The organism is Arthrobacter sp. Z4-13, from assembly GCF_054792705.1.
This window is the reverse complement of the sequence record NZ_CP096459.1, coordinates 4,022,479-4,034,956: the sequence shown is the minus strand read 5'-3', so window position 1 is coordinate 4,034,956 and position 12,478 is coordinate 4,022,479. Positions and strand designations below refer to the sequence as shown.

Annotated in this window: 12 protein-coding genes; 9 read left to right on the top strand and 3 right to left on the bottom strand. The window is 65.1% G+C overall.

What is annotated here, in order from left to right:
* Window positions 1-52 precede the first annotated feature (52 nt).
* Window positions 53-907 (bottom strand): SAM-dependent methyltransferase, encoded by an 855-nt coding sequence (locus tag M1E07_RS20515; RefSeq protein ID WP_461188431.1) that lies wholly within the window; start codon window positions 905-907, stop codon window positions 53-55.
* Window positions 908-1,062: 155 nt separating this feature from the next.
* Between M1E07_RS20515 and M1E07_RS20510 the strand changes: the two genes are divergently transcribed.
* The 5 genes from M1E07_RS20510 (at window position 1,063) to M1E07_RS20490 (ending at window position 4,820) form a co-directional block, all read left to right on the top strand.
* Window positions 1,063-1,389, top strand: coding sequence for an ArsR/SmtB family transcription factor (locus tag M1E07_RS20510; RefSeq protein WP_461188430.1), 327 nt, complete (start codon window positions 1,063-1,065; stop codon window positions 1,387-1,389).
* Window positions 1,386-2,228, top strand: a complete 843-nt coding sequence (locus M1E07_RS20505) for a cation diffusion facilitator family transporter (protein WP_461188429.1) — start codon at window positions 1,386-1,388, stop codon at window positions 2,226-2,228. The genes M1E07_RS20510 and M1E07_RS20505 overlap by 4 nt, the downstream gene beginning before the upstream one ends.
* Window positions 2,225-2,893, top strand: a complete 669-nt coding sequence (locus tag M1E07_RS20500; protein WP_461188428.1) for a DsbA family protein — start codon at window positions 2,225-2,227, stop codon at window positions 2,891-2,893. Before M1E07_RS20505 ends, M1E07_RS20500 begins: the two co-directional genes overlap by 4 nt.
* Window positions 2,894-3,080: 187 nt before the next feature.
* The gene (locus M1E07_RS20495; RefSeq protein WP_461188427.1) at window positions 3,081-3,512 is read left to right on the top strand and encodes a LexA family protein; all 432 of its coding nucleotides are present in this window, start codon (window positions 3,081-3,083) and stop codon (window positions 3,510-3,512) included.
* A 27-nt stretch (window positions 3,513-3,539) separates the two neighbouring features.
* On the top strand, window positions 3,540-4,820 hold the full coding sequence (locus M1E07_RS20490; RefSeq protein WP_461190454.1) for a Y-family DNA polymerase: 1,281 nt from the start codon (window positions 3,540-3,542) through the stop codon (window positions 4,818-4,820).
* A gap of 45 nt (window positions 4,821-4,865) precedes the next feature.
* Here the strand turns inward: M1E07_RS20490 and treS are convergent, their stop codons facing one another.
* Entirely contained in the window at window positions 4,866-7,064 is a 2,199-nt protein-coding gene (gene treS / locus M1E07_RS20485) for a maltose alpha-D-glucosyltransferase (RefSeq protein ID WP_461190453.1), read from the bottom strand.
* 519 nt (window positions 7,065-7,583) lie between these two features.
* Between treS and M1E07_RS20480 the strand changes: the two genes are divergently transcribed.
* Window positions 7,584-8,840, top strand: a complete 1,257-nt coding sequence (locus tag M1E07_RS20480; protein WP_461188426.1) for an FAD-binding protein — start codon at window positions 7,584-7,586, stop codon at window positions 8,838-8,840.
* An 82-nt stretch (window positions 8,841-8,922) separates the two neighbouring features.
* On the opposite strand, the gene M1E07_RS20475 is transcribed toward M1E07_RS20480, so the two are convergent.
* A complete protein-coding gene (locus tag M1E07_RS20475) occupies window positions 8,923-10,611 on the bottom strand; it encodes a 5-oxoprolinase subunit B/C family protein (protein ID WP_461188425.1) in 1,689 nt (562 codons plus the stop codon).
* Between the two features lie 54 nt (window positions 10,612-10,665).
* Here M1E07_RS20475 and M1E07_RS20470 point away from each other — a divergent pair, with 54 nt between their 5' ends.
* The 3 genes from M1E07_RS20470 to M1E07_RS20460 all read left to right on the top strand — a co-directional run bounded on the left by M1E07_RS20470 (window position 10,666) and on the right by M1E07_RS20460 (window position 12,455).
* The gene (locus M1E07_RS20470) at window positions 10,666-11,001 is read left to right on the top strand and encodes a hypothetical protein (protein ID WP_461188424.1); all 336 of its coding nucleotides are present in this window, start codon (window positions 10,666-10,668) and stop codon (window positions 10,999-11,001) included.
* 105 nt (window positions 11,002-11,106) lie between these two features.
* Complete coding sequence (locus M1E07_RS20465) at window positions 11,107-11,322, top strand: hypothetical protein (protein WP_461188423.1); 216 nt, start codon at window positions 11,107-11,109, stop codon at window positions 11,320-11,322.
* Window positions 11,319-12,455 (top strand): baeRF2 domain-containing protein, encoded by a 1,137-nt coding sequence (locus tag M1E07_RS20460; protein ID WP_461188422.1) that lies wholly within the window; start codon window positions 11,319-11,321, stop codon window positions 12,453-12,455. Before M1E07_RS20465 ends, M1E07_RS20460 begins: the two co-directional genes overlap by 4 nt.
* Window positions 12,456-12,478: the final 23 nt, after the last annotated feature.

Genomic DNA, 12,478 nt, shown 5'->3' with positions numbered 1-12,478 from the left:
ATCAGCCCGTGGGGGCGGGGGCGCCGCCTATGTGACAAATTGGCGGCAGGGGTTAGGCCGAGGCCCCGTTCTCCCTCGCCTTCGACAACGTGAATATCCCATAGCGCATCGCACCGGTGCGGTAGGCCAGGATCAGGCGGGGAATGCTCAGAGCGGAGATGCGATTGCGTCCGCCCAGGGCGACGCGGCGTGTCTCGCGATCGATGAGCAAGGCCTGCACGAGCCGGCCAGCGCAGATCGGCCAGGTGCGGGCGACGCGGCGGCTGGCATCCTCATAGCCGGTGATCGCAAAGCCCGCCGCCATGGCCATCGCCTCATACTCCTCGCGCGTGCCCATCGAGGGCAGGCGCCCTTCGCGGCAGATCGGCTCGAGCAGGTGGCGAACCTTCCAACCGCTGGCATCGGTCTCGGCGAGCCACGCACATACGACGAAGCGGCCGCCGGGCGACAGCACGCGATGCGCCTCGGCGAAGAACCTGGGCTTATCGACCATATGCTCGCTCGACTCAACCGCCCATGCGGCATTGGCCGAGGCATCGGGCAGCCCGTTGGCGAGCCAGTCGCGGACATGGATGTCCACGTCCGGTACGGGCTGCGCAGCGGCATAGTGGGCCTGCTCGGCGGAAAGCGTGAAGCCGGTAACGCGGACCCCGCGTGTCACCGCGAGCCGGCTTGCGGTGGAGCCGTAGCCGCAGCCGATGTCGACGCACGTCTCGCCGGGCATGAGGCGCAACCGATCGGCCACCGTGTCCACCAGCGCCTCGACGGCTTCGTCGGGCGTCTCGCGGCCCGTCGCCCACAGCCCGTGATGGACATGCTCGCCCCACACTCGACGATAAATCGGATCAAGCTCGTCGTAGTGTTCCGCGACCGCCACGGCGTTCTGGGAAATATCGGGGACGATCACGCGCTCACATTACAACGCCGATCCATGCCATCGGAAGGTTCAGCTCAAGACTTCATGCTTCTGCGAAATAGAGCTTTCGGACGAAGAGGACTTTGCCTGCAGGGGGATGTGCATACAGGCTTAAATGAATACACCCAAGGATGTACTGTTGGGCTATGGAAACGCTCACGCAGGCCCCTGTGCTGGCCCGATTCGGCTACGCGGTCTCTGACCCTACCCGCGCCCGTGTCCTTCTGGCCCTCTCTGATGCCCCCGCCTACCCTTCTGATCTCGCTGACTCCCTCGGGGTATCGCGGCAGAGCATGTCCAACCATCTGACGTGCTTGCGCGGCTGCGGGTTGGTGGTGGCTGTCCCGGACGGCCGGCGGAGCCGGTATGAGCTCGCCGATGCCCGGCTGGGTCACGCGATTAAGGACCTGATCGGGGTTGTCCTGGCTGTTGATCCGGCCTGCTGCGCCCCGGACGGGGAGTGCTTCGCATGACGGCCCTGCTGCAGACGCCAGGCACCGAACGCCGGACCGTGCTGAACCTCCGGATCCGGATTTTCGCCGCCGCGACCATCACCTACAACCTCATTGAAGCCGTTGTGGCGCTCTGGGCCGGGAACGTGGCCGACTCGACCGCGCTGATCGGTTTCGGCCTCGACTCGGTCATCGAGGTGGCCTCGGCCCTGGCGTTGTCGTGGCAGTTCTCCGCGAAAGACCCCGAACGGCGTGAGCACCTGACGCTGCGGATCATCGCCATCTCCTTCTTCGCCCTCGCCGCCTTCGTGACCCTGGACGCCGCCCGGTCACTTGCCGGAGGTGAAGAGGCCCAGCACTCCACTCCCGGCATCGTGATCGCGGCGCTGAGCCTGGCGATCATGCCTGTCCTGTCCTGGGCACAGCGCCGGGCGGGACGTGAACTCGGGTCGAGGACGGCAGTGGCCGATTCCAAACAAACCCTGCTGTGCACGTATCTTTCTGCGGTCCTGCTGGTCGGGCTGGTTCTGAACAGCACCCTGGGCTGGTGGTGGGCCGATGCCGGCGCCGCCCTGGTCATCGCAGGCATTGCCGTCCGCGAAGGCGTCAATGCGTGGCGCGGCGAGGCCTGCTGCGCCATCCCCCATACCGGCGAGGCCCCTGGTCACGGCCATGAGCATGGTGCACAAGACGATGACTGCTGCGCACCAGCCACCGCCGATGCAACCCCCGCCGCCTTCCCGGCAGTATCGGGAGCACCTGTGGTGGAACAGGATGGTGCCTGCTGTGCCGGGTGCCAAGCTGCTGCGAAACCGGCCCCGGTGACCCTGACCCTAGGGACGAAGCAGGTCGATAGTTGAGCGCCGTCACAAAGGCACGGAACGTCCGGATCGCCATCTGGACCATCCTCGCGGTCCTCCTCGCCACCGGGGTGATCTGGTACGCGATGGTCACCGCGAACAGGCCCTCACCAACCGCACCCCAGGCAGCAGCCGACGCGCAGCTGGTTCGGGACGACAGCCATCGCGTCACCAGCCCCGCGAGGGAGAAGGCGCAGCTGGTCGAGTTCCTGGACTTCGAATGCGAATCCTGCCGTGCCGCTGAACCTTTGGTGCAGGAGCTCAAGCAGGAGTACGGGGACCGGATCACCTTCGTCCACCGTTACTTTCCCCTGCCCGGGCACGCCAACTCCGGCACCGCCGCCTTGGCGGTGGAAGCCGCAGCCCGGCAGGGCAAATACGAGCAGATGGCAGCCAGGCTCTTCGAAACCCAACCGCAGTGGGGCGAAAAGCAGGACTCGCAGGCGGCACTGTTCCGGACCTTCGCGGAGGAACTTGACCTTGACCTGAACGCCTACGATGCAACAGTGGCAGCGGACGAGACCAAGGAACGCATCCGCCGCGATATTGCTGACGGAAAAGCCCTCGGCGTTACTGGGACCCCGACGTTCTTCCTCGACGGGAAGAAGCTGACCCTAAACAGCGAGGAACAGTTCCGTCAGCTGCTCGAAGACGCAGCCCGCTAATCCGAGCCGGATCCCTACCCCATATCTACCGGAATGGGGCGACTGGGTGATGGATACACCCCACAGCTATTCCTCAGTCAAAGCAGTCCGCACATCCTGCATCTGATCCAATGCGCAAGTTCCCGTCATTGTCGCCCTGCCGCTGTACACTCAATGTATCGAACATATATTCGAATAAGGGTGTGTGGTGGGCGTTATTGTCGGTCCCCGCGTGATAGACGCGGGTCTCTCCTTGCAGCTGGCGTGGGTGTCCCCGGTGCCGGTAGCTGCCGGCTATCCCTCGCCGGCCCAGGACTACTTTGACGGGCGGATAGACCTGAACGAGCACCTGATCAAGGACATCACCAGCACCTTCGTCGTCCGGGTCACCGGCGACTCCATGGAGCGTGCCGGCATCAGCGACGGCGACGAACTTATCGTCAACAGGGCCCTTGAACCCAAGGACGGCTGCGTGGTGATCGCGGTCTTAGACGGGGAGCTGACCGTGAAGCGGCTTCGCATCACGGCTACGGGGGTGGTGCTGCAGGCCGAAAACCCCAAGTACCCGGACATCAAGGTTTCCGCGCTCAGCGAGCTGACCATCTGGGGTGTGGCTACCAGGTGCCTGCACCATGTCTGAGGGATGCCCGTGACCCGGCCAACCATCATGCGGCAGATGCCCGAAATTGCCCACGTGGACGTGAACTGCTTCTACGCCAGCGCCGAACGCGCCTTTGACCCCTCCCTTGAGGGCAAGCCGCTGATTGTCCTTTCAAACAACGACGGCTGCGCCGTCACGCGCTCCCCGGAGGCGAAGGCCCTCGGCATCGGAGTCGGCGAGCCCTGGTTCAAGCTCGCACCGCGCGCCAAGGAATGGGGGCTGATCGCGAAGTCAAGCAACTATGAGCTGTATGGAGACATCAGCGCACGCGTGATGGAACTGCTGGGCCGCTACTCCGCCTGGCTGGAGGTCTACAGTATCGACGAAGCCTTCCTGGGGGTTAAAGGCTCACCGGAGTACCTGCTGGAGCTTGGCCGAACTATTAAAGCTGTTGTAGCCCGAAATGTCGGGGTCCCTGTCTGCGTGGGCATCGGCCGCACCAAGACCCTGGCCAAGCTGGCCAACCAGTGGGCCAAGCACAATCCGGCGTTCGGCGGCGTCTGCCGCTGGGACTCAGTCCCGGCGGATCAGCAGGAGGCGCTGATGGCCAGGCTCTCCGTGATTGAGATCTGGGGTGTGGCCGCGAGGATCACCAGACGCCTCAACGCCATGGGCATCCACTCCATCCTGGACCTTAAACGAGCGGACCCAGTCCTGATCCGCGACCGCTTCTCGGTGGTGATGATGCGGACGGTGCTCGAACTGCAGGGGACGCCGTGCATCCCCCTGGAGGAAGCCCGGATGGGCCGCGACCAGTTGATTTTTTCCCGCTCCTTTTCCACTCCCATCACGAGTACGCACGATGTGCGGCAGGTCCTCAGTGTCTACGCCCAGATGGCCAGCGGCCGTCTCGCTAAACACAGCCTGCAGGCGAAAGTCCTCACCGCGTTTGCTGGAACATCTCAATTCAACGCGCAGGGAACGTCCTTTCCCTCCGTTTGCGTTCCGCTTCCCATGCCGACGGCGGATCCTGTCATCCTTACGAAAGCCGCCCACGCGCTGCTGCCCGCCATCATCGATGGCACCAAGTACGCCCGCGCCGGCATCATGGTCACGGACCTGCGGCCCAGCGGCAACCAGAAACCGCTGGAACCCTTCGAGAACGCGCATGAGGAAAGGCACATCGGGCCGCTGCTGGAGGACATTACCCGCCGCTACGGCCGCGGCTCCATTGGCCTGGGGCATGCGGGCATCCGCGGCGGACCGGACTGGACCATGAAACGGGACATGCGCTCCCCCAGGTACACCACCCACTGGGACGAGCTCCCGCTCGTCAAAGCAGCGTAGCTCCCTGGGGCAGCACCACCCGGGGAGCACCCCCCGGCGCAGGCCCTACGCTTCGTCCTCGGCGTTGACCGCATCCTCGATCAGCAGCGCAGTGCCCTGGTACGCGCCAAGCTCGATGAAGAAGCTGTGCAGGTCATCCACCTGGCCCACAGCCTCCTCGGTGAAGAGGTCCTGGACCTGCGCACCCGGCTCCAGGTAGGTGGAGTTGACGCTGCCGGTGACGCTTTCGCCGGAGAAGTTCAGGACGGTCACCTGGATCTGCCCGGATGCGAGGCGGTGCACCATCACCAGCAGGCACCGGTGGGAGACGTCGGGAACATCCAGGAGCAGGCTGGTAGCAATCCCCCACTCCTCACGCACCTTGAGGATCTTCTGGAGCCGGCGCGCGAAGGACTTGCCGTCCTTGAGCTGCTCCGGCAACGGACCGTAGAGGCTGCGTGCCCTGGGCATCCCGGAAGCCGAGACGGTGGCTTCGGCGTTGGTGCCCATCAGGTCGTGCGCGCCGCGGTTGATCCATCTCGTATCGCCTTGGGCGGTAAGCTCCCCGACCTGCGCCCTGTCCAGGGTTGTCATGCCCACCATGTCCCAGCCGGACAGCGCGAAGACCCCCGGCTGCAGCGCGTTATACATGGCCAGCAGCAGGTGGGCTTCCCGCACCGTCTCGCTCTGCTCGACAGTAAGGGCAGAGATGTCCTTGATGCCCAGGGCCGCGGTGATGACGCTGACTGTCGTGCAGGCAATGCCGTTAGTAGTAAAGACGGAGTTATACGGCGCGTTTTCGCCTGTGAGCTTATTCCGCAGCGTGTCCTGGACGTGTTCAGTCAGCTCCGCGCCGGTAAGTTCGGAGCCAGCCAGCTGGAAGACGTCGTCCTTGTGCCGGGTGGCGAAGTGGACCAGCTCGTAGGTCAGTTCATCGTGGTTCTGCAGGGCGTGCACCAAGGACGCCTGGTCCACGCCGATTTCCATCGCCAGCTTCAGGGTGAGCCGCAGGAACTCCGTGTCCTGGGTGACCAGTGCGTAGTGGTAGCCGGGCCGGGTGATGAAGTCGTAGGACAGGTCCGGGCCCGTTTCCGACGTCGCCTTGATGTCGTCGATGGTGAGGTTCAGTTCCTGGAACGAGAAACCACCCACCTTGCGCACCATGCTGCCAATGAGCTGGTTGGCTGCCTCGGACAGCGGATGCCCTTCGGACCAGCCGGGCTGTTCCTCTGCGCTCTTTTCCACGCCAAGGAAGCCGTTGGCATCCAGCCGTAGCGCGCCGGTGCCCAGGTCCAGCAGTGAATGCAGTGCATCACCCACCACCAGACGCATCCCGGAGAAGGTCGGGTCGAGCCAGTTGATGGAGGGCTGCCCGGCCTTGAAGTAGTGCAGGTACACCCAGCGGCGCTTCTGGCCCGTGGTGTCCACGATGGCCCGGGTGGCGCTCCAGTTGGTTTCCTTCACGCCGGGTTCGTAGAAAATCACCCGCTGCAGCTTGCCGATAATGTACCCGGCTTTCTGCAGGGCCTGCTCAGCGTCGGGGCTGATGTTGACCGAGTCCTCGCCCGGCGGAACGTCCGGCAGCAGGTGCCAGTCCGATTCAGGTATATCGATCATGTGGTAGATGCCGGGGTAATCCCGGTAATTCATCTCGGCGAGACGGAAGTCAGCGCCCTTGCCCGTATGCCCCGGGACGATGTCGTCAATGATGGTGCCGTCGTGTTCGCCCGCGACCTCGCACATCCGGCGAAATTCGTCCTCGGAGCCGAACAGCGGATCGATGGCCATGCTGATGCGGTCGAAGTGGCCATCCACACTGGGTGTTTCCGCCCACCCCTGCAGCCCGCCGGCCTTCTTCACCGGCCCGGTGTGGATTGCGCGGATGCCAATTTCGCGGAACGTCTTCCACAGCTCGGGGTCGCCGAGCGCCCCCAGGAAGGATTGGCCCGGCGTCGTCATGAAAGAAAGCGGGTAGGCGGTGAACCACACCGAGGCGCGTTCGACGGCGGCCCGCGGGTTGGGGTGCGCGAAGGAGTGCTGCCACATGCTCGCCTGCCCTGACAGCTGCCGGGCAAGGACATTGGCGTCGCCAAGCATCGCCTGGTTCCTCAGCCACTCCACGTAGGTTTTGTTGAGACCGTCAAGTTCCAGTGACGGCGCGTTGGCAAAGTACTGCCGGCGGCGGGCCACAGGCCGGAGCGCTTTGGGCCGTGCGGGATAGAACTTCTCATCGAAGGTGATCTCGGGAACTTCCGGGGTCTCCATGAGCTCCGCAGCTTCCGCCGCCTCCGCTTCAGTCACACCACCGGTCTCCCCCGCTAGCTCTAGTGCATCACCCTCAGAGACGCTGGCGGTAGCTTTTCCCAGTTCAGACACTGAGTTCCTCCCTCAACTCGACTGCATTCCACTCTGCCATGATTCAACCGCCGGCCGAACGGCGCCGGCCGATGAATTTCCGGTGAGCGGCGGCTCAGGATGTTCGTACCCGTGAGAGCCGGTAGAAATGCACTCCATGCGGCGGAACATCAACCTGCAGCGCCGGGCGTCCCATCAGGGGCCGGATCACGGCGGTCCGCCCGCTCCACGCGTCCGAGCCGCGCCACCCTCTACCATCCGGGAGGGCGGCGTCGGGACGCACCTACAACGATGAAAACTAATATGGTAACGGCCGTGGAAGTGCTGTTGAGAAGCGGCGGGGCGGGTGGTGGACCCGCCTTGACAGGGCGATTGTGAGCGCTGACAGTTGAGGAAGCCACCACCCAACCCCATCGGAAAGCTGATTCATTGAAGAACTGGGCAGGAAACCTCGAGTACTCCTCTGCGAACGTCGAACGGCCGGAATCGGTGGCGGAGCTGGCTCGGATTGTGGAGCGGGCGGCCAGGGTCAAGGCCTTGGGATCGCGCCACTCCTTCAACCGTGTGGGCGACACCGATGGCGTACACGTCCTGCTCGATGCCCTGCCCCAGCACATCGCCCTGGATTCCAAACGCAACACGGTGAGGGTCAGCGGCGGCGTCAGTTACGGCGCCCTTTGCCGCACCCTCGAGCAGGCGGGTTTCGCCATTCACAACCTGGCCTCACTCCCCCACATTTCGGTTGCTGGCGCAATCCAGACGGGAACCCATGGTTCCGGCGTGAACAACCCATCGCTGGCCGAGGCCGTACAGTCCATAGACCTGGTGCGGCCCTCCGGCGAAACCGTCACACTTTCGCGTGAGGACGGGGACGAGTTCCTGGCCAGCGTGGTGGGCCTGGGCGCCCTGGGGATCGTTACCGGCCTCGAATTGGCCGTCCAGCCCAGCTTCCGCATGCGCCAGCGCGTCCTGGAGAACCTTCCGTGGGACCGGGCGCTGTCAGGCTTTCCAGCACTCATGTCCAGTGCCTACAGCGTGAGCCTCTTTACGGACTACGCCGGCGACACGATCAGCCAGGTATGGCTCAAGGCGCTGGACTCCGAGCCCGCGCTCACCGAACTCTTCGGCGCCACCGCCGCCCGGCGCCCCAGGCACCCGCTGCCTGACATGTCCGCGGAAAACTGTACATTCCAGCTGGATGAGCCGGGGCAGTGGCTGGACCGGTTGCCGCACTTCCGGCACGAGTTCACCCCCAGCAAGGGCGAGGAACTCCAGAGCGAATTCATCCTCCCGCTGGCGCATGCACCCGAAGCATTGCAGGCGGTCCGCAGCCTTGCGGACCGGCTGGCGCCGCTGCTCTTTGTCTCGGAGGTCCGCACGGGAGCGGCGGACGAGTTTTGGCTCAGCCCCTTCTACAAGCAACAAAGCGTGGCCCTGCACTTCACCTGGAAGCCCCTGCAGTCCGAGGTGGAACTTGTCCTTCCCGAACTCGAGGACCTGCTCCGGCCCTTCGGCGCCCGGCCGCACTGGGGCAAGCTCTTCTCCCCCGGCGGACACGACTGGGAGACGCTTTACCCCCGCTTCGCGGGCTTCCGGTCCATGGCCTCCGGGCATGATCCGGAGGGCAAGTTCCGCAACGGGCTGCTCGACACCATCCTCGGCGTCCCGGCTGCGAGCACCCGCTGACGGAGCTGAGTTAGGGATCTGCCCCGCGGCAGGTCACAAAATTGGAGCGTTCGACGGCGGGTGCCCACCCGCCGTCGAAGCTTCAGTTGATCACTGGTCCTGCGGTCCCGGCGGCAGCTGCGGCGTTACCCCCCATTTCCATCCGCCGGAACCGGATGCGGGCACCGATGGGAACCTGCCCCGCGAGGTCCAGCTGGTGGTCCACCACCACGCCGATGACGGGGTATCCGCCGCTGACAGGGTGATCGGCGAGGAACAGGACCGGCATGCCCTCCGGCGGTACCTGGAGTGCGCCGGAGACAGTACCTTCGCTGGGGAGCTCCCCCTTCCGGCTCCGCTTCAGTGCTTTGCCCGCCAGGCGCATCCCCACCCTGTTGGACCGTGGGGTGACCTCCCATTCCTGGCTGTAAAACGCCTCCACCTGGGCGGCATCGAACCAGTCCTCCCGCGGCCCCGGCACAACGTCCAACACCGTCACCCCGGGGCCAGGGAAATCGGGTTGCAGCTCCGGGCTGCTGACTACCTGGGAGACCGTGGCGTTGCCGGCGGGAACGATGTCTCCCGCCTTAAGCGGAGCGGGGCCCAGGCCGGACAAAGTGTCGGTGGAGCAGCTGCCCAGGACTTCCTCCGCCTTCAGGCCGCCGCGGACGGCAAGGTAGCTGCGGAAGCCGAGCCGCGGCGGACCAATCGTCACCTCTTCGCCGTCAAGCAGCGCGAAGGGTTCCGCCGCTGCTATATTCCTCACAAGGTATGCATCCGGATCTTCAGATTCTTCATCCGCCTGCCGCAAAGTCAGTTCTCCGGGCGCTCCGGTGACGGCCAGGATCTGGTCGCCGACGGCCTGCACCGTCAGCCCTCCTGCCACAGTCTCGATGGTGGCGGCGGACGGCGGATTGCCAACCAGCCGGTTGGCACGGCGCAGGGAGGAACGATCCAGGGCGCCGGCGGCACCGACCCCCAGGCCGGTGTGCCCGGCCCGGCCCAGGTCCTGGATAAGGCTCTGCAGTCCCGGCGACAGTACGCGCAGTCCCGACGGCGCGGCCGGCGGGAACCCCGCCGCGGAAATTCCCTCAGCCGGAGCCGTTACCTCAACCAGTTCCCGGACGGGCCGGAATTGGACCCGGTCCCCGGGGGCAGCGAGCGCCGGTTGTTCCCTGCCGAGGTCCCACATGCGCGCAGCCGTTCGGCCGATCAACTGCCACCCGCCCGGAGACTGCCGCGGATAGACGGCAGAATAGTTCCCGGCGAGCGCCACTGAGCCCGCCGGAACAGCTGTCCGGGGCGAGGAGCGCCGTGGAACATCAAGCACCTGGTTCTCGCCCACCATGTAGCCGAAGCCGGGGGCGAAACCACCAAAGGCCACTGTCCACACCTGTCCGGTATGCGCCGCGACCACCCCGTCCGGGCCCAGTCCTGTCAGCTGCCCCACCTCGGCGAGGTCTTCGCCGTCGTACACTGTGTCGATGGTCACCAGCCTGCCCTCCGCCCGGACCTCGACCGTTAGGTCCATGGCGAGCAGGAGCCCCGGCATGGCGCGCGCCGAGCGTGAAGAGTCCGCCATCACCAGCACTGTTTCGGCGGCCGCCAGGACATCCACCTGGCCTGGCAGCGGCTGCTTCAGCAGCGAGGCCTGCAGGGCCAGCACAGCCGGGAGCCCGGAAAGCTCGGCGAGAACCGCCGTCGTGCCCACCGCGCGGACGGACAGCACCTTTGGTGCCGTGGACGGGGCGGGGGATGCCGGCGAACCGGGAGCAGGCGGCGTTGTCTCCATAGGAACCTCATGGTACGCGGAAGGTCAATGATGGCGGATTGTTAGGGTGGAGTCATGAAACGTCGCCTGGCTGCCCTGTCCGCTGTCCCTCTGTTGCTGCTGCTTGCCGGCTGCGGCGCCGTAGAGGAAGCCGCCGGGAACGCTGCCAGCGATGCAGCCTCAAAGGTGGCTACCGCTGCCGCTGACGAAGTAAACCGGCAAATATGTGCGGTAATACAGGACGGCATGGTGAGCGCAGAGGATAAGCGGGTGCTCGGCGGATTGGTATCGGCCGCCCGTACTGCCGGCGTCCCTGCGGAAATTACGACGCCGCTGGGCCAGATCGCGGAGGCCGGAGACCAGGTGCCGGCCGAGTCCGTTCAGGCTCTGCAGGACGCCTGCGCAGCCTGACGCCGTTCCCGCTTTTTCCCTCTTTAAACCACGGCGTCCTGGTGCTACGGTGAAATGACGAACTAGTAAGCCTGTGATACTAATCACAGGGCGAAGGAGATCGTCATGGCTGAACGCGGCAATACCAAACACGGCGCAAATCTGGACGACCAGATGAAACACGAAGCCCAGGGTGTGGTTCACGGAGTCCAACCGCCCCACGCGGAGGAATGGCGCGAAACAGAGCCCTTCCCCGACGATACGGATCCTGATGAAATCCGGGAGGCCCTCAATCCTGTCGCCTCTCCGGAATCCATCAGCGATGAGGAGGATGAGCGGTGACCGGCAGCTTGAAGGAATACGCGGACCTGTACAGAATGGCGGGTCCCTGGTGCACCGCCTACGTGGACGCGGGAACCGGCACTGTTGACACCCTGGAAGCGGCCGACGTCAGGCCCGGCAACACCAGAGCCACGCTGGAAGCCGCGGGCGCTTCTGAAGCAGACCTCGATGCCATCGAGCAGGCCCTACAGCCGGAAGCAGGGGTCCCTTCCCCCGTCTCTAGGTTCGTCCTGGTGCACCAGGGCAAGGCGGAGCTCAACGAGGTCCTGGCGGGAGACCGCGTAGGGGCGGAACGGGTTTCGGTGGATCCCATCCCTGACCTCCTGCCGCTCATAAAGCACCGTCCCGAGGAATTCCCCTTTGTGGTGGCCGAAGTGAGCCGCGAACACGGTGAAATCCGGCTGCATTACGCCGGCGCAGGCGCTCCTGCCAGCACTGAAGAGGTCCAGGGAGACACCCAGCACATCAAGAAGTTCCAGGGCGGTGGTTGGGCGCACCTCCGTTTCCAGCACCACACTGAGGATGTATGGCGCCGCAACGCAGACCAGATGGCCGAAGAGATTGACCGGGTGGTGGGCAGCAGCGGCGCGCGGCTGGTGGTGCTCGCAGGAGACATCCACGCCCGCAGACTGGTGCAGGAGCAACTTTCCAAGGCCAGCCAAGCACTCGTGTCAGTGATTGACTCCCATACGCATACAGCAGGTGCGGATCAATCCCTCCTTGAGGACCAGGTGAACCAGCGGGTGGCTGAACAATGGGCCGCCGAGCAGCAGGAGGTCATGGAGCGGCTGGCCATGCAGGAAGGTCAGGCGAACCCGGAGTCCGCCACCGGAATCGGTTCTGTGGTGCACGCGCTGCAGCAGGCACAGGTTGAGGTCCTGATCCTGGACGATGCTGCCCTTTCCGAGCGGACCCTGCTCGCACTTGACGCAGAGCCCTGGATTGCCACTGCTGAGGAGGAATCGCTCGGCGCCAACGTCCTGGGCAGTGTCCCTGCGCCGGCAGCCCTGTTGCGGGCTGCTGCCCTCACCGACGCCCGGGTTCTGTTGGTCCCCGGCCCCGTCCTGCCCGATGGCGTGGACGTGGCCGCCCTGCTCCGCTGGCCCACAGGCCCAACGGTGCCGTCGTCCTGAAGCCAAACAACGCAAGCGAGTGG